This window comes from Microcella putealis (genome assembly GCF_004216575.1).
Lineage (GTDB): Bacteria > Actinomycetota > Actinomycetes > Actinomycetales > Microbacteriaceae > Microcella > Microcella putealis.
Genome location: NZ_SGWW01000003.1, coordinates 420,738 through 441,479, shown reverse-complemented (window position 1 = coordinate 441,479; position 20,742 = coordinate 420,738). Strand labels below are relative to the sequence as shown.

At 67.8% G+C, this 20,742-nt stretch carries 19 protein-coding genes; 1 reads left to right on the top strand and 18 read right to left on the bottom strand.

The genetic code is table 11. The features are described from left to right. Positions 1-459: 459 nt before the first annotated feature. The 4 genes from hutI to hutH are packed head-to-tail and all read right to left on the bottom strand — an operon-like array spanning position 460 to position 5,787. Entirely contained in the window at positions 460-1,623 is a 1,164-nt protein-coding gene (gene hutI / locus EV141_RS09530; protein ID WP_130485708.1) for an imidazolonepropionase, read from the bottom strand. After that, a complete protein-coding gene (locus tag EV141_RS09525) occupies positions 1,620-2,531 on the bottom strand; it encodes an arginase family protein (protein ID WP_130485707.1) in 912 nt (303 codons plus the stop codon). The genes hutI and EV141_RS09525 overlap by 4 nt, the downstream gene beginning before the upstream one ends. Then, complete coding sequence (gene hutU / locus EV141_RS09520) at positions 2,528-4,216, bottom strand: urocanate hydratase (protein ID WP_130485819.1); 1,689 nt, start codon at positions 4,214-4,216, stop codon at positions 2,528-2,530. The genes EV141_RS09525 and hutU overlap by 4 nt, the downstream gene beginning before the upstream one ends. Positions 4,217-4,254: 38 nt before the next feature. After that, the gene (gene hutH / locus EV141_RS09515; RefSeq protein WP_130485706.1) at positions 4,255-5,787 is read right to left on the bottom strand and encodes a histidine ammonia-lyase; all 1,533 of its coding nucleotides are present in this window, start codon (positions 5,785-5,787) and stop codon (positions 4,255-4,257) included. A gap of 107 nt (positions 5,788-5,894) precedes the next feature. Between hutH and EV141_RS09510 the strand changes: the two genes are divergently transcribed. Continuing rightward, positions 5,895-6,659 (top strand): IclR family transcriptional regulator, encoded by a 765-nt coding sequence (locus tag EV141_RS09510; RefSeq protein WP_130485705.1) that lies wholly within the window; start codon positions 5,895-5,897, stop codon positions 6,657-6,659. On the opposite strand, the gene EV141_RS09505 is transcribed toward EV141_RS09510, so the two are convergent. The 14 genes from EV141_RS09505 to EV141_RS12520 form a co-directional block, all read right to left on the bottom strand. Beyond that, on the bottom strand, positions 6,634-7,095 hold the full coding sequence (locus EV141_RS09505; RefSeq protein WP_130485704.1) for a hypothetical protein: 462 nt from the start codon (positions 7,093-7,095) through the stop codon (positions 6,634-6,636). The genes EV141_RS09510 and EV141_RS09505 overlap by 26 nt on opposite strands. Positions 7,096-7,209: 114 nt before the next feature. Then, complete coding sequence (gene tuf / locus EV141_RS09500) at positions 7,210-8,403, bottom strand: elongation factor Tu (protein ID WP_130485703.1); 1,194 nt, start codon at positions 8,401-8,403, stop codon at positions 7,210-7,212. Positions 8,404-8,515: 112 nt separating this feature from the next. Further along, positions 8,516-10,630 carry an elongation factor G gene (gene fusA / locus EV141_RS09495; RefSeq protein WP_130485702.1) on the bottom strand — a complete coding sequence of 705 codons (2,115 nt, stop codon included), beginning with the start codon at positions 10,628-10,630 and terminating at the stop codon, positions 8,516-8,518. Between the two features lie 127 nt (positions 10,631-10,757). After that, positions 10,758-11,228 (bottom strand): 30S ribosomal protein S7, encoded by a 471-nt coding sequence (rpsG, locus tag EV141_RS09490; protein WP_130485701.1) that lies wholly within the window; start codon positions 11,226-11,228, stop codon positions 10,758-10,760. After that, a complete protein-coding gene (gene rpsL, locus EV141_RS09485; protein ID WP_096420510.1) occupies positions 11,228-11,599 on the bottom strand; it encodes a 30S ribosomal protein S12 in 372 nt (123 codons plus the stop codon). The genes rpsG and rpsL overlap by 1 nt, the downstream gene beginning before the upstream one ends. 357 nt (positions 11,600-11,956) lie before the next feature. Further along, positions 11,957-12,880 carry a hypothetical protein gene (locus EV141_RS09480; protein WP_130485700.1) on the bottom strand — a complete coding sequence of 308 codons (924 nt, stop codon included), beginning with the start codon at positions 12,878-12,880 and terminating at the stop codon, positions 11,957-11,959. Between the two features lie 58 nt (positions 12,881-12,938). Next, positions 12,939-13,592, bottom strand: a complete 654-nt coding sequence (locus EV141_RS09475) for a type IV pilus inner membrane component PilO (protein ID WP_130485699.1) — start codon at positions 13,590-13,592, stop codon at positions 12,939-12,941. Continuing rightward, positions 13,589-14,290, bottom strand: coding sequence for a hypothetical protein (locus EV141_RS09470; RefSeq protein ID WP_130485698.1), 702 nt, complete (start codon positions 14,288-14,290; stop codon positions 13,589-13,591). Before EV141_RS09470 ends, EV141_RS09475 begins: the two co-directional genes overlap by 4 nt. Next, positions 14,287-15,333 (bottom strand): type IV pilus assembly protein PilM, encoded by a 1,047-nt coding sequence (gene pilM, locus EV141_RS09465; protein ID WP_130485697.1) that lies wholly within the window; start codon positions 15,331-15,333, stop codon positions 14,287-14,289. Before pilM ends, EV141_RS09470 begins: the two co-directional genes overlap by 4 nt. Positions 15,334-15,368: 35 nt before the next feature. After that, complete coding sequence (locus EV141_RS09460) at positions 15,369-16,211, bottom strand: prepilin peptidase (protein ID WP_130485696.1); 843 nt, start codon at positions 16,209-16,211, stop codon at positions 15,369-15,371. Beyond that, on the bottom strand, positions 16,208-17,926 hold the full coding sequence (locus EV141_RS09455) for a hypothetical protein (RefSeq protein WP_241969198.1): 1,719 nt from the start codon (positions 17,924-17,926) through the stop codon (positions 16,208-16,210). Before EV141_RS09455 ends, EV141_RS09460 begins: the two co-directional genes overlap by 4 nt. A gap of 48 nt (positions 17,927-17,974) precedes the next feature. Continuing rightward, positions 17,975-18,658: a PilW family protein gene (locus tag EV141_RS09450; RefSeq protein WP_130485694.1), complete on the bottom strand. Its 684-nt coding sequence runs from the start codon at positions 18,656-18,658 to the stop codon at positions 17,975-17,977. Then, entirely contained in the window at positions 18,655-20,085 is a 1,431-nt protein-coding gene (locus EV141_RS09445) for a type IV pilus modification PilV family protein (protein ID WP_130485693.1), read from the bottom strand. Before EV141_RS09445 ends, EV141_RS09450 begins: the two co-directional genes overlap by 4 nt. A 106-nt stretch (positions 20,086-20,191) precedes the next feature. After that, the gene (locus tag EV141_RS12520) at positions 20,192-20,608 is read right to left on the bottom strand and encodes a type IV pilin protein (protein ID WP_130485692.1); all 417 of its coding nucleotides are present in this window, start codon (positions 20,606-20,608) and stop codon (positions 20,192-20,194) included. Positions 20,609-20,742: the final 134 nt, after the last annotated feature.

Below are 20,742 nucleotides of genomic sequence, written 5' to 3'. Positions count from 1 at the left end.
CGGCCTAGAGTCCGGGTGAAATGCACCTGCATTTCACGCGCCCTATGCACTGCCTGGCAGTGAGCCGCACGACAACGCGCGGCGTATGGAACTAGGAAAGTTTGCCACACCCGCGCACCCCGTGCAACCCGGGCGTGTCGCCTGAGAGAAACGCCCATTTCTGGGCGTTTCGGCGACAGCGCCCCGACGGCCGTCTCGGCCGTCGGTCGGCTCAGGATGGAGCATCTCGGCCATAAGAGGCGACAGCGCCCCGAGCGCCGTCTCGGCGCTCGGTCGGCCCGGGACGCGCAATGTCGGCCATGAAAGAAACCGCGACAGCGCCCCGACGGCCGTCTCGGCCGTCGGTCGGCCCAGGATGGAGCATCTCGGCCATAAGAGGCGACAGGCCCCGAGCGCCGTCTCGGCGCTCGGTCGACTCAGGATGGAGCATCTCGGCCACAAAAGGCGACACGCCGCGGCTCAGGACGCCAGCACCTCACCACCGAGCACCGTGTGGGCGACGAGCGGCACGCCAGGGCGGTACCCCAGCCAACGGAAGTCGGGGGCCTGCAGCACGACGAGGTCGCCCCGCGCGCCCACTCCGAGGTGCCCGACGTCGCCGCGCTGGAGCGCTGCGGCCCCTCCGACGGTGGCGGCGGCGAGCGCTTCGAGCGGGGTGAGCCCCATCTCGCGCACCGCCAGGGCGATCGCGAGTGGCATGGAGCTCGAGTAGTTCGACCCGGGGTTCGCATCGGAGGCGATCGCGATGGTGACGCCCGCGTTGATCAGGTGTCGGGCATCCGGATACGACTGCCGCGTCGAGAATTCGACGAGTGGGAGCAGCGTCGCGACGGTGGATGCGGCGGCGAGCGCATCGACGTCGTCGCCCGTCAGGTGCGTGGCATGGTCAACGCTGGCTGCGCCGAGCTCGACGGCGAGGGCCACTCCCCCGTCGGCGGCGCGCTGGCCGGCGTGGACGCGCAGCCCGAGACCTGCCGCGCGTCCCGCCTTGAGCACGCGGCGCGCCTCGTCGACCGTGAACGCTCCTGCGTCGATGAACACGTCGATCCAGCGGGAGTGCGGGGCGCACGCCGCGAGCATCTCCCCGCACACGAGCTCGACGTAGGCGTCGCGGTCGTCGGCGTACTCGGGCGCCACCACGTGCGCGCCGAGGAACGTCGTCTCGGGCGTCACCTCCGCCGCGAGGCGCACCGCGCGCTGCTCGTCGGCGACGGTCAGCCCGTACCCACTCTTCACCTCGATCGTGGTGCTGCCCTGCGCGCGCACCTCGGCGACGTGGCGGGCAAGGCGGGCGCGCAGTTCGTCGTCGGTAGCGGCCCGCGTCGCCGCCACGGTGCGCAGGATGCCCCCGGCGGTGTACGGCACGCCCGTCATGCGGGCTTCCCACTCGTCGGCGCGGTCGCCGGCAAAGACGAGGTGACTGTGACTGTCGACGAAACCGGGGACGACGGCGCGACCGCGAGCGTCGAGGCGAGAATCGGCGGCGGGCGCGCGCCGCGCATCCCCCACCCACGCGATGCGACCGTCGTCGATGACGAGCGCCGCATCGACGCGCACGGGCCGCTCGGGGTCGGCCGGGTCGAGGGTGACGAGCTGGCCGATGTTGTCAACGGCGAGGCTCACGCGGCTCCTCCCCTGCGGGCGGCCAGCCCCGCGAGCGCCTCCAGCACGCACAGCGCGGCGAGGCGCACCGTGCGCCCGTCGGCCGCGTCGGCACTCGCGTCGAGCTCGGTGAGGTCGATCGCCGTTACGGCCGGGTGGGCGCCGGCGACCCGCGCCGCGTGGCGCAGCTCACGCGCGCTGATTCCGCCCGGGATGCTCGCGGGGCACGCCGGCGCGACGGCGCGATCGCAGACATCCAGGTCGAGATCGACGACGACGGGGCCGCCCGCGCCGGCGGCGCGGCGCAGCGCTCGCTCCATCGCGACGGCGATCGGCAGACTTTCGAGCTCGTCGCGGGTGACAACCTCGATGCCGTGCGTTGCGGCGCGCTCGGCGTAGAAGCGGGAGTTCGCGAGCGGCTCGATGCCGAGCTGGCTGATGCGTTCGCCGGACAGCCCCGCCTCCAGGAGGCGCCGCACGGGGCTGCCGTTGCTCGTGCCGTCGCGCAGGTCGTGGTGGGCGTCGACCGTCACCAGCCCGGCCGAGGCGAGGCGCGCGCCGGTGGCGCCGAGGGCGACCGGCACGGTCGCCGCGTTGTCGCCCCCGAGTGCGATGACCAGCTCGCTGTGGGAGGCGAGTTCCGCGATCGCGGCGACCGCCGCATCCTTGTCGCCGTCGGGGTCGACGAGGTCACCCGCGTCGCGGACGATGAGGGGCGCACCCGACGGCGTCATCAGCGCGTCGGCGCTGTAACGGCGCAGTGCCGCGCGGATCGCGGCCGGCGTCTCGTGCGCGCGTGACGGCGACAGCGAGGTGCGCCAGCTCGGCACGCCGACGATGATCGCGTCGGCGCGCTCGCCCGGCCGCCACGCCGGCCAGTCGCCGGCCCGCGGCCAGTGCTCGTCGTGGGCGAGCACCCCGGCGCTCATCGCCCCTCGCGCATCGGGATGCGGACGCCGAACTCGCTGACCACGCCCTCACCCTCGTCGTAGCCGGCGTCAATGTGGCGAATGACCCCCATGCCCGGATCGTTTGTGAGCACCCGCTGCACCTTCTGACCGGCGAGCGCCGTGCCATCAGCGACGACCACCTGACCGGCGTGCAGCGAGCGGCCAATGCCGACGCCGCCGCCGTGGTGAATCGACACCCAGGTGGCGCCGCTCGCCGTGTTGACCAGTGCGTTCAGCAGCGGCCAGTCAGCGATCGCGTCGCTACCGTCCTTCATCGCCTCGGTCTCGCGGTACGGACTCGCAACGCTTCCGGAGTCGAGGTGGTCGCGGCCGATCGCGACCGGAGCGCTCAGCTCGCCCGAGGCAACCATGTCGTTGAACCGTTCGCCGGCGATGTCGCGCTCGCCGTAGCCCAGCCAGCAGATGCGGGCGGGCAGACCCTGGTAGTGCACGCGCTGCTGCGCCATCGGGATCCAGCGCTGCAGGTTCTCGTTGTCGGGGAAGAGCTCGAGCACGGCGCGGTCGGTCGCCGCGATGTCGGCCGGGTCGCCGCTGAGGGCGGCCCAACGGAACGGCCCCTTGCCCTGGGCGAAGAGCGGGCGGATGTACGCGGGCACGAACCCGGGGAACGCGAACGCGTCGGCGTAACCGGCCGACAACGCCTCGGTGCGAATGTTGTTGCCGTAGTCGAACACCTCGGCGCCCGCCTTCTGGAATCCGACCATCGCCTCAACGTGACGCGCCATCGACGCCCGGGCGGCCTCGGCCGCACCCTTCGGATCGCGCTGCTTCGCAATCACCCACTCGTGAAGCGTGTACTCGAGGGGAACGTACGACAGCGGGTCGTGCGCGCTCGTCTGGTCGGTGACGATGTCGATCGGGGCGCCCATGGCGAGCAACTCGGGCACGAGCCGCGCGGCGTTGCCGCTGACGCCGATGGAGAGCGCGCGACGCGCATCCCGAGCATCGGTGGCGAGCGCGAGCGCCTGCTCGAGCGAGTCGGCGACGACGTCGAGGTAGCCGTGCTCGACGCGGCGGGCAATGCGCGTCGGGTCGACATCGATGCAGATCGCGACGCCGCCGTTCATGGTGACGGCGAGCGGCTGGGCGCCGCCCATGCCGCCGAGACCCGCCGTGAGCGTGATGGTGCCGGCGAGGGTGCCGGCACTGTGCCCGTGGAGCCCGCCCTTCCGGGCAGCGAGCTGCGCGGCCACGGCGGCGAAGGTCTCGAAGGTGCCCTGCAGAATCCCCTGGGTGCCGATGTAGATCCACGAGCCGGCGGTCATCTGGCCGTACATGGTGAGGCCCAGTTGCTCGAGCCGGCGGAACTCGTCCCAGTTGGCCCAGTCGCCCACCAGGTTCGAGTTCGCGATCAGCACCCGCGGCGCCCACTCGTGGGTCTGCATCACCCCGACCGGGCGGCCCGACTGCACGAGCATCGTCTCGTCACCCTTGAGTGTCTCGAGCGTGCGCACGAGGGCGTCGAAGCTGCGCCAGTCGCGGGCGGCCTTCCCTGTGCCGCCGTAGACGACCAGCTCGTCGGGGTGTTCGGCGACCTCGGGGTCGAGGTTGTTCTGCAGCATGCGCAGCGCGCCCTCCTGCTGCCAGCCGAGCGTGTGCAGCTGCGTGCCGCGGTGGGCGCGGACGGGGCGGGGGCCGGTCACGATGCTCATGGGGTGTCCTCTCTCAGGCGGTGGCGGGGCTAAACGAGGGTCGGTGCGACGGCGCGGGCCGCGTCGAGCAGCGCGCCCGTGCGGGTCAGCACGACAGCGCGTTCGATCTCGGGGGCGAGGTAGCGGTCGGGGCCGGGGCCCTCGACCTCGGCGCGGAGGGTCGCGATGACCGACGCGGTGACCGGCGCGGGGGCGGGCGCGCGGAGGTCGAGCGCGCGGGCGGCGGTGAGCGCCTCAATGGCGATGACGCGGGTGAGCCCGTCGATCGAGCGCCGCAGCTTTCTGCCCGACGACCAGCCCATCGACACGTGGTCCTCCTGCATGGCGCTCGACGGAATCGAGTCGACGCTGGCCGGCGCCGCGAGCCGCTTCAGCTCGCTCACGATGCCGGCCTGGGTGTACTGGGCGATCATGTGCCCCGAGTCGACCCCCGGGTCGTGCGCGAGGAAGGCGGGGAGCCCCGCGTTGCGGGCCACGTCGAGGAAGCGATCGGTGCGGCGCTCACTCATGCTCGCGAGGTCGGCCACGGCGATCGCCAGAAAGTCGAGCACGTAGGCGACGGGCGCCCCGTGAAAGTTGCCGTTCGACTCGACCCGCCCGTCGAGCGTGACGACCGGGTTGTCGATGGCGCTCGCCAACTCGCGCCGCGCGACGAGGTCGGCGTGCGCCATGGTGTCGCGCACCGCGCCGTGCACCTGGGGTGCGCAGCGCAGCGAGTACGCGTCTTGCACGCGGGTGCAGTCGTCGGTGCGGTGGCTCGCGACGATCGCGGAGCCGGCGAGCACCGCCCGCATGTTGGCGGCACTCGTCGCCTGACCGGGGTGCGGCCGGAGGGCCTGCAGATCGTCGGCGAAGACGGCGTCGGTGCCGAGCTGGCCCTCGACACTCATGGCGGCGGTGAGGTCGGCGGTGGCGACAAGCGCGTCGAGATCGGCCAGCGCGAGACAGAGCATGCCGAGCATCCCATCGGTGCCGTTGATGAGGGCGAGCCCCTCCTTCTCGCGCAACTCAAGGGGGTGGATGCCCGCGGCCGCGAGAGCGTCGGCTGCGGGAACGCGGTCTCCCGCGGCATCGCGCACCTCGCCCTCGCCCATCACGGCGAGCGCGCAGTGCGCGAGTGGGGCGAGGTCGCCCGAGCAGCCGAGGCTGCCGTACTCGCCCACGATCGGCGTGATGCCGGCGTTGAGCACAGCCGCGTAGGTCTCGGCGACGAGGGGGCGCGCGCCCGTGCGGCCGGTGGCAAGCGTCGCGAGGCGCATCAGCATGGTGGCGCGCACCACCTCGCGCTCGACCTCGGGGCCCGAGCTCGCCGCGTGCGAGCGGACGAGGGAGCGCTGCAACTGCGCACGCTTGTCCACCGGGATGTGGGTCGTCGCGAGCGCCCCAAACCCGGTCGAGACGCCGTAGTGGGGCACGGTGTCGTCGGCGAGGCCCTCGATAAGCGTGCGCGTCGCCGCCATGGCGGTGAGCGCATCCGCATCGATGGCGACGGGCGCATCGTGACGCGCGACGGCGACGACCTCGTCGCGAGTGAGGGGGCGGCGGCCGACCGTGATGCTCATGAGGCCATGGTCGCGACGCCGGGGCTCGCGCGGGGCGGGCGCACGGCATAAAGTGTCCGAAATACCAGACAGGTGGCGCGCCGATGCGCTGACAGAGTGGGGGAACGATGGCCGACGTCCCCGCCGCGCGCGCGGCCCTGCGCATCGTCACGCACCTCGCCCATCACAGCGACCCCGTGCCCGCCTCCGCAATTGCCCGCGACCTGGGGCTGCCGCGCTCGAGCGTGTACCAACTGATCCGCGTGTTGCAGGAGGAGGGGTACGTCGTGCACTACCCCGAGCTGCGCGCGTACGGGCTCGGGCAGGTCGTCGCCGAGATCGGGTCGAGCGTGCTGCAGGCCAGCCGACTGGCGCGGCTCGCCACTCCCCTGATCGAGCGACTCGTCGCCGAGGCGCCCGTACCGACCGTCGCGCAACTCGCCGTGCTGAGCGGCGCCGACGTCACCTATGTGGGGCAGGCCTCAGCGCCCCGCGCGCCCACCACCGTCGCACGCATCGGCGTGCGCCTGCCCGCCCACCTGACCGCGACCGGGCGCGCACTGCTCGCGGCGCTGCCCGCCGCGCAGGTGCGCGCGCTATACCCCCATCGGGATGCGCTCATCACCCGCCACGGGATCGGCCCGGCCACGCTCGGCGAACTCGACGCGATTCTGCGGGAGGCCCGCGAACGCGGCTGGGCCGGCGAGCACGGCGAGATCACCCCCGACTACGCGTCGGTCGCGGCCGCCGGACTGGACCGGAGCGGATACCCGAGCGTCGGGCTCGGCCTGACCTACCGATCCGCGGCAACCGACGCGGCGACGGAAGCGACGCTTGGCCGAGCGGTGCAGGCGGCCGCCGACGCGCTTACGGCGCGGCTGTCGGGGCGGTAGTCGGCGTTGCCGCCGCTCGAGTGCGCAGGATCACCAGCTCAACGATGAGCGTCGCCGCAATGGCACTCGCGACAAAGATGGCCGCGACGCCGATCGCGATCGCCGCGATCAAGCCGCCCCAGCCATCGGCGCCCGCTGATAGCGCGGAGACGACGACGGCGTTGATCGACGCGCAGAGCACTGCCGAGGCAGAAAACCACAGGACGCGGCGCCCCCGCGGGCGGTCCCGCAAACGGATACTGCCGATCACCACGAACACGGCCCACAAGACGCCGGCGATGCTCGAGAAGCCGACGAGGGCGCCCAGCACCTGATAGGTCAGCAGCATGCCGATGTCGGTCGCCTGCGGCGCCTGCACAACAGTGAGCACGAGCACGGCGATGACAAACGTGATGCCGAGCAACAAGAGGATGCGGACCGCGGGGCGCGCTGACATGACCGAAGCGTATGACTCGCGTCGCGCATCCGCATCAATTCGGCGCAGAACGCGCCGGAAAAGAGAAACGGGGCCGGGCCCGAAGGCCCGACCCCGAATCGAAGGATGCAGGTACTACTTGATGATCTTCGTCACCGTACCGGCGCCCACGGTGCGGCCACCCTCACGGATGGCGAAGCCGAGGCCCTCCTCCATGGCGATGGGCTGGATCAGCTCAACCGTCATGTCGGTGGTGTCGCCGGGCATGACCATCTCGGTGCCCTCGGGCAGCGAGATGACGCCGGTGACGTCGGTGGTGCGGAAGTAGAACTGCGGGCGGTAGTTCGTGTAGAAGGGGTTGTGACGGCCACCCTCGTCCTTCGAGAGGATGTACGCGGTGCCCTCGAAGTTGGTGTGAGGGGTAACCGAACCCGGCTTCACGACGACCTGGCCACGCTCGACGTCTTCACGCTTGGTGCCGCGGAGCAGCAGACCACAGTTCTCGCCGGCCCAGGCCTCGTCGAGCTGCTTGTGGAACATCTCGATACCCGTGACCGTGGTCTTCTGCGTCGGGCGGATGCCAACGATCTCGACCTCGGAGTTGATGCCGAGGGTGCCGCGCTCGGCGCGGCCCGTGACGACGGTTCCACGACCGGTGATCGTGAAGACGTCCTCGATGGGCATGAGGAACGGCTTGTCCTTGTCGCGCACCGGGTCGGGGATCGACTCGTCAACGGCGTCCATGAGCTCGACGATCTTCTCGGCCCACTCGGCGTCGCCCTCGAGAGCCTTGAGGCCCGAGACGCGCACGACGGGAGCGTTGTCGCCGTCGAAGCCCTGGCTCGAGAGCAGCTCGCGAACCTCGATCTCGACGAGCTCGAGGATCTCCTCGTCGTCGACCATGTCGGCCTTGTTCAGCGCGACGAGCAGGTAGGGAACGCCGACCTGCTTGGCGAGCAGAACGTGCTCACGGGTCTGGGCCATCGGGCCGTCGGTCGCCGCGACCACGAGGATCGCGCCGTCCATCTGAGCAGCACCGGTGATCATGTTCTTGATGTAGTCAGCGTGACCGGGGGCGTCAACGTGCGCGTAGTGGCGCTTCGGGGTCTCGTACTCAACGTGCGAGATGTTGATCGTGATACCGCGCTGACGCTCTTCCGGAGCCGAGTCAATCGACGCAAAGTCACGCTGCACGTTCGTCGCCGAGGGGTACTTGTCAGCAAGCACCTTCGAGATGGCGGCGGTGAGGGTGGTCTTGCCGTGGTCGACGTGACCGATGGTTCCGATGTTGACGTGCGGCTTGGTCCGCTCGAACTTGGCCTTAGCCACTGTGGGTCCTCCTCAGGACTCGTTCGCGCGCATCCGACCGGTTGTCGGACTCAGCGCTGGTTGGTGTGTTCTTACTGTAGTCAGGCTCTGCGAGCCATCGCAGGTCGAGTAGTTACTCGCCCTTGGTCTTCTGGACGATCTCGTCGGCAACAGCCTTCGGGACCTCCGCGTAGCTGTCAAACGACATCGAGTAGACGGCACGGCCCGAGGTCTTCGACCGCAGGTCGCCGACGTAGCCGAACATCTCCGACAGCGGCACAAGGGCGCGAACGACCTTGACGCCGGTCGCGTCCTCCATTGCCTGGATCTGGCCACGGCGCGAGTTCAGGTCGCCGATGACGTCGCCCATGTACTCCTCGGGGGTGCGAACCTCGACGGCCATGAGCGGCTCGAGCAGCGTGGGGCCAGCCTTGCGGGCAGCCTCCTTGTACGCCATCGAACCGGCGATCTTGAACGCCATTTCCGACGAGTCAACGTCGTGCGAGGCGCCGTCGACGAGCGTCGCCTTGACGCCCACCGTCGGGAAGCCGGCGAGAACGCCAACCTGCATGGCGTCCTGGATGCCCGCATCCACCGAAGGAATGTACTCGCGCGGAACGCGACCACCGGTGACGGCGTTCACGAACTCGTAGCTCGTCTCGGGGGTGACCTCGAGCGGCTCGATCGTGATCTGGATCTTCGCGAACTGGCCCGAGCCACCCGTCTGCTTCTTGTGGGTGTAGTCGAACTTCTCGATCGACTTGCGAATCGTCTCGCGGTAGGCCACCTGGGGCTTACCGACGTTCGCCTCGACGTTGAACTCGCGCTTCATGCGGTCAACGAGGATGTCGAGGTGCAGCTCGCCCATGCCCTTGATGACGGTCTGGCCGGTCTCGTGGTTGAGCTCGGTGCGGAACGTCGGGTCTTCTTCGGCGAGCTTCTGGATCGCGGTGCCCAGCTTCTCTTGGTCAGCCTTGGTCTTCGGCTCGATGGCGACCTCGATGACCGGTTCGGGGAAGGTCATCGACTCGAGGACAACCTGCTCCGTGAGGTCGCAGAGGGTGTCACCCGTGGTCGTGTCCTTCAGACCGATGACGGCGTAGATGTGGCCGGCGGTGACGCTCTCGACCGGGTTCTCCTTGTTGGCGTGCATCTGGAAGATCTTCCCGATGCGCTCCTTCTTGCCCTTGGTCGAGTTGGCGACAGCCGACCCCGACTCGATGGTGCCGGAGTACACGCGGATGTAGGTCAGGCGACCGAAGAAGGGGTGCACCGCAACCTTGAACGCGAGGGCCGCAAACGGGTCCTTGGCGTCGGGCTTGCGAACGATTTCCTTCTCTTCGTCGCGCGGGTCGTGCGCCACGGTCGGGGGAACCTCGAGCGGGCTCGGCAGGTAGTCGACGACCGCGTCGAGCATCGGCTGCACGCCGCGGTTCTTGAACGCCGAGCCACAGAGAACCGGGTAGGCCTCGCTGTTGATCGTGAGCGTGCGGATCGCGCCCTTGATCTCGGCAACGGTCAGCTCTTCGCCGCCCAGGTACTTCTCGAGCAGCTCGTCCGACGCCTCGGCGACGGCCTCGAGCAGCTGAGCGCGGTACTCCTCAGCCTTCTCCTTGAGGTCTTCCGGGATCTCCTCGATGGCGTACTCCGCGCCCATCTTGACGTCACCCTTGGCGTCGCCGCGCCACGTGAGGGCGCGCATCTCGACCAGGTCGACAACGCCCTCGAAGGAGCTCTCGAAGCCGATGGGCAGCTGAATCACGAGCGGCTTGGCGCCGAGGCGCTTGATGATCGTGTCGACGGTGAAGTAGAAGTCGGCGCCCAGCTTGTCCATCTTGTTGACGAAGCAGATGCGGGGAACGTCGTACTTGTCGGCCTGACGCCAGACGGTCTCGGACTGGGGCTCAACGCCCTCCTTGCCGTCGAAGACCGCAACGGCGCCGTCGAGCACGCGCAGCGAACGCTCGACCTCGACGGTGAAGTCGACGTGGCCGGGGGTGTCGATGATGTTGATCTGGGTGCCGTTCCAGAAGCAGGTGGTGGCAGCCGAGGTGATGGTGATGCCGCGTTCCTGCTCCTGCGCCATCCAGTCCATCGTCGAGGCACCGTCGTGGGTCTCACCGATCTTGTGGTTCACACCCGTGTAGAACAGGATGCGCTCGGTCGTGGTGGTTTTGCCGGCATCGATGTGCGCCATGATGCCGATGTTGCGGACCTTGTTCAGGTCGGTGAGCACGTCAAGTGCCACGGGATGTCCTTACGTTCGGTTTTGCTGGATACGTCTAGATCGTGTCGGCCCGAGACGGGCCGCCACCCGGGCTTCGCAGCGGGGCCAGAAATGGCCCCGCTGCGCGCTCAGCCCGGGCGTTTACGCACTACCAGCGGTAGTGCGCAAACGCCTTGTTCGACTCGGCCATCTTGTGCGTGTCTTCGCGGCGCTTGACCGCGGCACCGAGACCGTTCGACGCGTCGAGGATCTCGTTCATCAGACGCTCGGTCATCGTCTTCTCGCGACGAGCCTTGGCGTACGAGGTCAGCCAGCGCAGCGCGAGCGTGTTCGCGCGGTGCGGCTTGACCTCGACGGGCACCTGGTAGGTCGAGCCACCGACACGACGCGACCGCACCTCGAGGGTGGGGCGCACGTTGTCGAGAGCCTTCTTGAGAACGACGACGGCATCCTGACCGCTCTTCGAACCGACGCCTTCAAGGGCACCGTAAACGATGCGCTCGGCGAGGCCCTTCTTGCCGTCAAGCAGGATCTTGTTGACGAGCTGGCTGACGATCGGGGCGCCGTAGACCGGGTCTGCGACGACGGGGCGCTTAGGCGCGGGACCCTTGCGAGGCATTACTTCTCCTTCTTCGCGCCGTAGCGGCTACGCGCCTGCTTGCGGTTCTTGACAGCCTGGGTGTCGAGCGCGCCGCGCACGATCTTGTAGCGAACGCCGGGAAGGTCTTTCACACGGCCGCCGCGCACGAGCACCATCGAGTGCTCCTGCAGGTTGTGGCCCTCGCCCGGAATGTAGGCGGTGACCTCGGTGCCGTTCGAGAGCTTCACACGGGCGACCTTGCGGAGCGCCGAGTTCGGCTTCTTCGGGGTGGTCGTGTACACACGAGTGCACACGCCACGCTGCTGCGGGTTGGCCTTCAGCGCCGGGGCCTTGGTCTTGACGACCTTCGGCGACCGACCCTTGCGGACCAGCTGTTGAATAGTGGGCACAATGCTCCTTGCTGAGCTGCACGGTGACAGCGGTTGCGGTTTGGTTTCGCCGGTACGTGGTGTCACGCACCGGCCTCACGCGAAACCCGCCAGAGCCTGGACGACCCTGAGCGGCGGGTATGCCGTGGGGGTATCTGGGATCACCGCGTCGTAACGCGGAGCCGAGGGACCCGGTGTGGGAGCTTCTGCTCACGCCGCCCGGCGCCGGCTTCGCGGCACAGCACAGGCGCGCGCAAATGCACACACGCGGTCAAGGATACGCGGGGGTCATCCCCCGGTCAAACGCACCGAATGCGACACTCGCGCACCGTCACCTCGCGGGCGGATGCGCGGAGCGGTCGCCGTCGGCGGGCCGCGTCAGCGGGTGGGCGCCTGCGGCGCGACGGATGCGCGGTGCGCGGCGAGATCGCGCTCGTACGCATCCTGCGCTTCGGCGTTCTTGGCCGTCTGCGTGCGGCCGCGTCGGGCGACAATGCCGCCCACCCAGATCGGGATCTCGCGGGCGAGCACGGCAGCCAGGATGCCGAGAGGGTTGACGACCTGCTGCAGGATGACAGCCTGCTGTTCGGCCGCGGAGGCGCCGGCGGCCCCCGCCGTGATGACGGCGGCGCCGATGAAGGCGACCCAGACGAGGACGGCGACGAGGAAGCCGCCGAGCACGTGCATCCACCAGCCGGCGCGGTTGGCGATCAACACAAGCAATAGGTGGGCACCGGCGAAGACGAGCACGGGCACGACGAACGGGGCGGAGGCGAGGTACTCGACGAAGCCGTTGAGGCCGTGGGGGCGCAAGGCGAGCGCCAACAGGATGGTGGCGAGCGCGTACAGGATCGTGAAGACGCCGGTGGCCAGGAGGACCACGGCGAGGCCGACCCCGCGGGTGCCGCGCTTCTTGGGGCGCGCCGGCGGGTCGACGTAGACGACGGTCGGGGCGGGCGCGGCGGCTGCCGTCGTGGTCGTGTCGCCTGTGGGAGTGTGGGCCTCGGATGCCGCCTGCGGCGCATCGTCAACGCGCGTGGCTGTGGTGTCGTTCGCCGGGAGTGCAGGCTCTGCCGCGTGCGGCTCGGGCTCGCGGAGCGGTTCGGGCTCAGTGGTGGCGGCCGGCGCCTCGGGGGTAACCGGGTGGGCGGGCTGCTCGGTGGTGGGCGAGGCAGCGTCGACACGCGACTCTGAGGGCGCGGCTGCGGTCGTCTCGCTCTCGGCCGGCTGCGCGCTCGGCGTCGTCGGCTCGTTCGGCTCGGTGCGGTCGTGGGAACCCGTGGTGGGGGTGTCGTTGCTCATGGCGAACCTCCGTAGATCGGCCCGCTCACCCTAGCAAGCGGACCAATCAACGATGGTTCTACTCGGTGGCGTCGAGCTGCGCGTCCTCTGGGGCTTCTTCCAGCGCCTCGCCGGGCTGGAGCGGTTCGTCGAGCAGAACGTACGCCATCGCGGTCAACGCGCCGGTGACGACGCCACCCTCCTCGTCAGCCGCAGGACGGGTCACCCGAAGGTCACTGATCAACAGGTAGCGGTTGGCCGCCTGCGCACGCTGGACGAAGTCGAGGACTCCCTCGAACGACCCCTCTACCTCGAGCTGCAAGGGGATCGTGATGAACACGGTGGGATCGAGCCCGGCCGGAATAATTTCTGCCCACTCTTCCGTCGGAACAAACGACTGCGCAGACTGCGCAGAGAAGTTCGCGAAGGTGACCTGCGAGACCGCCGCGAGCTCGCTCAGCTCTTGTAGCAGAGGGGGGAAGGCCGCCAAGGCTGGGATGGCTTGGCGACTTTCGGCGAGTAGCGCTTCCAGTTCGGGCTGCTGTGCCGCGAGGGCCTCCAGCTCAACAAGAGCAAGGCGCTGAAGCTCATTCGCGGAGCGCACTTGCTCGGTCTGCTCGTTCGCCGTCGCGGCACGTTCGATTTGAGGAGCGGCGCCGAGGAAGTAGCCTCCAGCGACGATCACCACCATCAGCAGCACGCTGATGATTCCCCAGAGTCGGGTGAAGTTCATTCGTCCGTCTCCTCGACGTCAGCGTCCGCGTCCGGATCCTCCGGAGCGAATCGGTCACTCCACGCATCCTCGTTGACTCCCATGGTGATTGTGGTGTCGTAGCGGCCAGTGGAGTCGTTCAACTGCACCGTGCCGGGCGTGGCGTCGGTGAACCCGGGAACCGCAGACAGCGCGTCAAGCCACTGCCTGACGTTCGGGAGGTCGACGCTCTCGGCAGTGAAGATCACCGTCGCCACGCGCGACGCGATGAGCGGATCAGTGGACGGGCTGATCGGTCGCAGCGGCGTCGCAGAACTGATGTCGAACTCAACGATCGTCACCTCACCGGGCAGGGTCGACTGCACCGTTCCAATGAACTCGGTCCACTGAATCTCCGTGAGCCCCGCTGCCTGCTGGGCGACACCGATCATGTCGACCATGGAGGCGATCGCCCGCACCTCGGAGTACTGCGCTTGCTGGCCGAGGAGCAGGGTCGTCTCGTCTTGGGCTGCGGTGAGCTGACGCTCCGCCTCGTCCGCCCGGAAGCTCAAGAACACACTGGCACCGACGACGGCGGCGAGCGTCACGATGACCCCCAGGGTGAAGTAGCCCCGCTGGCGGGCGCCCTTCGCCACGTCGCGAATCTCGCCGGGGAGGAGGTCGACGCGGGGAATGCCGCCGAACGGCACGGCGACCCCGGTCTTCGTCTTCGCGCTCATGCGGCTGCTCCGATGGCGAGACCAAGGGCGACCTGAAGCGTGTCGTGATCGACAGCATCCTGCTTCTTCGCCGCGGTCTTGATGGGGATCGAGTCGAAGGGTTTCGCAATGGCGACGGGGATGCGCGTGTAATCGGCGATGGCGCGCGCGAGGCCGGGAAGCGCGCTCGCTTTGCCGCTCAGCACAATTCGCTCTGGCGGCGCGACAGAGTGAGTGTTCTGCACAAAGGTGATGGTGTTGCGCACGCTCGTGATGAGTTCACCCGCCACCTCGTAGATGACCTCAACAATGGGGCGGTGCTCGTCGCGTACACCCTCCGTGGCAAGCCCGAGGGCGCGCTTTGCCGCCTCAGCGTCGGGCTCGGTCATGCCGAGCCGGCCCACCAGGGCGCGCGTGATGTCGCCTCCGCCCATTCCGATGAGTCGAACGAACTGCGGCACCCCGTTGTCGACGACCACGAAACTCGTCGTGTCTGCTCCGATGTCAAGCAACACGACGCGACCACTTCCCGCCTCCGTGCGCGACATCAGTCGCGTGAGCGCGAAGGGGATCAGGTCAACGCCCACCGGCTTCAGCCCGGCGATACGAGCCGCCGAGAGATTCGTCATGACCGTCTCCTTCACGGCCGCGACGAGGATGCCGTGCACGACGTCTTTGCCATCCTGCTGTTCGGCCCGCAGGGGGTAGAAGTCGTAGACGGCCTCCGACACGGGCATCGGCAGCAGGTCTTGAATCTGGAAGGGCAGAGATTCGCGGATCAGCGCGAGCGGCTGCTGCGGAACCGTGAGGTCTCGCGCAAGGACCCGCTGATTGCCCATGCCGAGTACGACGCTCTTGGTGCCGAACTTCGTCGTCGACCACAGTCGTTTCAGCGCGTTCCCGACAGTGTTCGGCTCGATGACCTCACCGCGTTTCACGGCCCCGTCAGGCAGTTCGATGGAGCCGTACCGCAGCACGGTCGGTTTTGCGGTGCCTGCACCCGCCACTTCGACGGCGCGGATGCTCGTGGCGCCGATATCGACGCCCACGATCGTTTTCGCCATGATTCTGTTCCCCCCTTGCTTCCCGACGCGGCGCGTCAGGCCAGTCCTACCAGGTCGAGGTACCCGTCAAAGAGCGACGGGCCCGCGATGATTCCGATCCACGCGCCCGCGAGCATCCAGGGGCCGAATGGGATGCCGCCGCGTCGGTCAACGCGGCGGGCGACCATGAGCGCGAGCGCGACGAGGCCACCCACGAAAAAGGCAGCGAAGGCGCCGACCGCGAGCGCGCCCCAGCCAACCCAGCCGAGGAGGGCCCCGATGGCGACGGCGAGCTTGACGTCGCCGAGGCCCATGCCGCCCTTCCAGGCCAGGGCAAGCAGCAGGTAGCCGCCCGACAGCGCGAGGGCCCCACCGAGCACGCGGACGGCGAGCGCTGCGTCGAGGGTGACACCCGCGGCGATCAGGCCCGTGCCGAGCGACATCAGGATTGTCGGGTACACGATGGCGTTCGGCAGCCGGTGCGTGTCGAGGTCGATAGCGGTGAGGGCGACGCTCGCCGCGGCAAACCAGGCTAGCGCGAGGAACCACGCGCTCGCGGCAATCGTCTCGGGGATGCTCGTGGCCGTCGCAAGAGCCGGTGCGGCCACCAGTGCAGCCACCACCACGAGCGCCGCCGTGCCCAGCTCCACGAGCGGGTAGCGAGCCGAGATGGGAGCGGCGCAATCGCGGCACTTGCCGCGCAGCACCAGCCACGACAGGACCGGCACGTTGTCGCGCTTACGAATCGGGGTCTCGCAGTTTGGGCACGCGCTCGGCGGTGACACGATCGAGGCCCCCGCGGGCACTCGGTGCACCACGACATTGAGAAAGGATCCGACGGCGAGGCCGAGCACGCCGGAGAGCCCGACGAGCACGGCCACGAACGTCGGATCACTCATCGCGCTGAGCCGTCGGCATTGAAGGCGCGCTCGGTCTCGATCCAGACGTTGATGCCGTACGTGGTCGTCACCGGCGAGAGGAACTTCGGCGGAGCCGTGTAGCGCAGGCGCGGGTCGTAGTTGTACTCCTTGTCGTACCCGCCGTTGGCGACAGTTGCGGTGCCTTGGCGAACAATGCCGCGGAATTTCTGACCCATCGCACCGTTGACGATGAGGTCGCCACGGTCGCCTCCTCGATAGAAGTTCTGCACCTGGATCGTGCGCTCGACGGACAGCATCGCTGCGTCGATTCGCCGGTTGACATCGCTGAGAAGTGCCTGCCCGCTCGAGTTCACGGGGTTCCACACGAAGATCGAGTTGTTGCCGACGAGCCCCAGGATGTCTTCTTGGGAGTCGCGGTAGGCGATGTTGCCCGTGATGTAGATGAAGTTTTCGGCGGCGATGGTGATCTTGCCGCTCATCGAGCCTTCGACGAAGACGTCTCCTACTCGACACTGATACGAATTTGCCTGAAGACGGGGCAGTTGCTCGAAGCGAATCGGGTACCCGATGCCGTTGCCGACGACGGAGCCGCCGCCCTCAACAGAGTTGTTGCCAGCGCCCGTGCAGTTCAGCCCTGCCGGGCGCTGGTCGGAGCGCCAGAAGTTCGGATCGGTGTTCACGGATGGCACGTTCTGCACGTAGATGAGGTTGTTCTCCGGCGGTGTGAACCGATGCCCAGAGCCGGTGGTGATGCGCGAGATGTCGCCACACGCGCTGGGTGCCGAGCCGGTCGTCGCGGGCTGTCCGGCGATTCGAGTCGCACGAGTCCACGGTGAGTACACCGTTATCTCGCCATTGCTGTGCAGCGTGATCTTCGTCGGCCCTGTGTAGAGGCATCCGGGGCGCGGTACATCGATGGGAAGGTCGCTGCGCACCTCCCGTCGCATCTGCGTGTTCGTCTGCGGCAGTTCGAGTTGCGGTGCGAATGCGGGGTATCCCGGCAAGGTGAAGCGTGGGTTGCCCTGCGAACCACAGCCTGCGCCCGCCGAGGTCCGGGCGAGCACCCGCGGAGTGGAGGGGTTCGCTGTCGTCACTGTGCCGTTGAATTCGGTGCCACAGGCGCGGATGGTGTCGTTCGAATGCACCGGCCCGTTGAGCACGTCACGATTTCCGAAAGCGATGTTGCTGCACGATGTGGGTCGTGGGTTCAGCCAGTGATACCTCTCGCAGCTGGTGGCGGCGCCACTCAGGTTCGTGTCCTGCATTTCGAGGTCGGTGAAGTACAGGAAGTCGATGAAGCCCTGCTGTCGAAGGTCAGCGACGATCGTTCGGGTGGCGTCGCCAACGCGACCGGTCGACCGAATACGAAGGTTTCCGGTCGTGGCGTACTCCGAATTGTCGACTTCGTATCGGAACTCGCTGTCGCCGTTTGAACCAGGGATCGTGGCCCACGTTCCCGTTTCCCCGAGACCGAACGCAGGGTTGTCGTCCGGCGGCAGCTGCACCACGCTTCCGGCACTGAAGGCGGATGCGGGGTTTCCGTATCGCAGATAGGCCGGCTCGTTCGCGAGTCGGCTCTGGTACTCCTCAATGCCCGCGTAGGCAGCCGCCATCGCGGCGTTCCACCGCTGGTCTGATGCCGATTTACCGTACGCCGCGAGGCCGTACGACATCATGATCGTCACGAATATGGTCAGCACGGCGCCGACGCTGATCACGATGACCAACGACATCCCGCGTTCCGCGTCGCCGAGACGCGTTCTCAACAGTCGAAGCATGATCTATAGCCCCACTCTCGCTACACCCAGATTGGGAATTCCGACGGTATTGCGCAGTGTGACCGGCTCGGCCTGCGCAGTCGTGTCGGCTTGTACGGTGAGGGTTATCCGCACGGCTGCCACGGATCGTCTCTGATCAACGCTCAGCGACGCGCCCTCAGGGATCGTAAACGTGGCGCCCGCCGCGGTGAGGTACGTGAAGAGCCACGGCTGCCCCGGCTGCCGCTCGGGCAGTTGTCGCGCGATCACCCGCTCACCCTGTGACGTCGATGCAAACGACCAGTAACCCGCCACGTCTTGTGTCGCAAGGAAACGCTCTTCAACGAGCTCATTGTCCGCGTTGATGAAGAATCGGATTCGGATGGGCGCGGGAGTGTCTGAATCGGTGTCGACGTAGGCGTGAATCACCATCTCCTCGTTGGAGGCAAGGGTGAACACCGGGTCATTGAGGACGGCATTCTGACGGGGAATCTCCGTTCCCGATCGGATGATGCGGGTGAGATCGTTCATCCCGAGCGCCGCCGTTGTCGTGCTGTCTGAGGCGGCCCTGTCCTCGTTGAACGTATTGGTGAATGCAACGAAGAACGACACAACGATGAGGCCGACGATTCCTGTGAGGAACATCGTCACGAGCAGTTCCGGCAAGCTGACGCCGTCGTCAGACTGCCATGCCTTGCGCCGAATCATTGCGGCACCGTGCGCGGGTCGAGCGTGACAACGCCGGACAGCAGGCCCCCGAGCGGCCCCCCGACATCTCCCAGGGTGACCGGCGTGATTGCGAGCCCACTAACGGGTGTCGGCTGACTTCCGGATGAGTCGCCGACGAAGATTTCCCAGCTGCCGTAGGGCAGCGCGATGCGCTCGGTTCCTGGTCGCGGCGTTGGACGAACGTTGCGATCAAAGGTGAACGTCATGGGGACCGCGCACCCCGGGCCGCCCGCGTTGACCGATGTCGCCCGAATGTAACGGGTGCCAGACCCCGTGCCGAGGTTCACATCAATGATGCCCATGGGCACGTCGAGCGTGGGCGCGGTGCTACCGGGGTTGGCCGCAACCGGACCGGACCTCACCCCGACAAAACTCTGACCACCTGCAACACGAGGCTCCCACGCGGCCGGGTCGACCGCGAGGCATCCATCACTCGCATTAGCATCACCAGGAATTCCAGTCGGCGGGATGAACGCGCCGGGGATGACCTGATATCCGGAGGAGAAGGGGAACAGGTTGATGGTGCGAGGGTTCGTCACACTGTGCGTGCTACGGTGCACGCCGTAGGAACTGACGAACGAGGTCACCATCTCGCGCGACAGCAACGGCGCGAGGCCGGCAGGTCGATTAGATGCGTAGTTCACGGTGAAGGTTGCGGCACGGTCGTAGAGGAAGCTCGCGGAAGCCGCGGCACCTGCCGTGACTTGAGTCACCCTGGTCACATCTTGCACTTGGTCGGCGCTGATGTAGCCGCCGACGTTGAGCCTCACGTTGTAGTTGCCTGGCACGACCTTCAATACGTACGTGCAGCCCTGAGCATCGGTGGCGCGCGGCGTCTCGGTCAACGGTTGAGCGCCTCCCGCGGGAGAAGCGGGGGCGGCGCCCGGTGTCAGACCGGCGACGCCCGTGCCCGCGCTGTTGAGAATATTCACCAGAATGGTGCCGAGGGCGGGGTCGTTGATGCGCTCGTCGGGGTTCAGCAGCGTGTACGAGGTGACCGGGCGGTCTGCGTCTCGCATGCTGCCCCAGCGCACCTCGACGGCAATGCGCTTGTATCGGAGCGGCTGACCGCCCGTGCCGCACTCGAGATCGGTCGCCGGGTCGCTCACCCACCGCGCGATCCGGCGAACCTCAAACTGGTCACCATTGAGTTCGACCGTGCGTGTCGCGTCAAGGAGACTGAAGATGTCATCGACGTCGCGAATGAGGTCGATCTCCTCCGCGGCGAGATTCGTGGCGACTTGGATGGCGCGAGACTCGCGGCTGAGCTGCAGCATCGCGAGCAGACCGTAGAGCACGCCGGTCGAGATGAGCGCGAAGATGACCATCGCGACGAGCATCTCGGGCAGGCCGAGCCCGCGGTCGTCGCGATTCGCGATGGTGAAGAAGCGGCGGATGCCGGTCATGCGAGCTCCCCCCTCCGGGCTCGTGAACGGTTCAGATGGTGCTGTGGTGCGGAAGCGGGGGGGCGCCGCGTGCGCGACGCCCCCCCCGGGTTCGACCTACGGATCGTTAGTTGAAGACTCCGCTCAACCCACCAGCGCCCGAGTCGTAGGTCGTCGTGTCGCCGGCGGTCGGGAGAGACGAGTGCACCCCTGTGAGCACAAAGTCCGTGGCCGTCTGCTCCGTGATGGTAACGGTCACGCCATCGCTCGCCACAAGATCAAGGTCTCCAACAACGATGCCAACGTACGAACCACCGCGCTCAGTCGCTTCCGTCTGCATCGCGATCGCGGCGTTGCGAAGGTCGGACTCGACCGCGCTGCGCCATGCAGCCTCGCGCTGGTTGAGGAACACCGGGATGGCAATGGCCGCCAGCACACCGATGATGATGACGACGACGAGGAGCTCGATGAGCGTGAAGCCCTTCTCCCCTTCGCGTCGGGCCTGCAGGCGTTCGGTGACCTGCTCGTTGAACTTCAGCATCATGAGATGCCTCTCTTTCCTATCGTAATGGATTCGGACAGGACCCCCAGATGAATGTCGGGCCCCCCAGGTGCAACACTTCCAGCGGTTCTTCCGCCGGTACATCCCGTATTCGGGGGGTCTACCCCCCTTGGATG

Coding starts and splice junctions, on each gene's coding strand:
- EV141_RS09525 (WP_130485707.1), bottom strand. CDS start 2,531: ATGAGCGCCGGGGTGCTCGCCCACGACGAGCACTGGCCGCGGGCCGGC.
- hutH (WP_130485706.1), bottom strand. CDS start 5,787: ATGAGCATCACGGTCGGCCGCCGCCCCCTCACTCGCGACGAGGTCGTC.
- EV141_RS09510 (WP_130485705.1), top strand. CDS start 5,895: ATGGCCGACGTCCCCGCCGCGCGCGCGGCCCTGCGCATCGTCACGCAC.
- EV141_RS09505 (WP_130485704.1), bottom strand. CDS start 7,095: ATGTCAGCGCGCCCCGCGGTCCGCATCCTCTTGTTGCTCGGCATCACG.
- rpsG (WP_130485701.1), bottom strand. CDS start 11,228: ATGCCTCGCAAGGGTCCCGCGCCTAAGCGCCCCGTCGTCGCAGACCCG.
- EV141_RS09480 (WP_130485700.1), bottom strand. CDS start 12,880: ATGAGCAACGACACCCCCACCACGGGTTCCCACGACCGCACCGAGCCG.
- EV141_RS09475 (WP_130485699.1), bottom strand. CDS start 13,592: ATGAACTTCACCCGACTCTGGGGAATCATCAGCGTGCTGCTGATGGTG.
- EV141_RS09470 (WP_130485698.1), bottom strand. CDS start 14,290: ATGAGCGCGAAGACGAAGACCGGGGTCGCCGTGCCGTTCGGCGGCATT.
- pilM (WP_130485697.1), bottom strand. CDS start 15,333: ATGGCGAAAACGATCGTGGGCGTCGATATCGGCGCCACGAGCATCCGC.
- EV141_RS09460 (WP_130485696.1), bottom strand. CDS start 16,211: ATGAGTGATCCGACGTTCGTGGCCGTGCTCGTCGGGCTCTCCGGCGTG.
- EV141_RS09455 (WP_241969198.1), bottom strand. CDS start 17,926: ATGTCGTTGGTCATCGTGATCAGCGTCGGCGCCGTGCTGACCATATTC.
- EV141_RS09450 (WP_130485694.1), bottom strand. CDS start 18,658: ATGATTCGGCGCAAGGCATGGCAGTCTGACGACGGCGTCAGCTTGCCG.
- EV141_RS09445 (WP_130485693.1), bottom strand. CDS start 20,085: ATGACCGGCATCCGCCGCTTCTTCACCATCGCGAATCGCGACGACCGC.
- EV141_RS12520 (WP_130485692.1), bottom strand. CDS start 20,608: ATGATGCTGAAGTTCAACGAGCAGGTCACCGAACGCCTGCAGGCCCGA.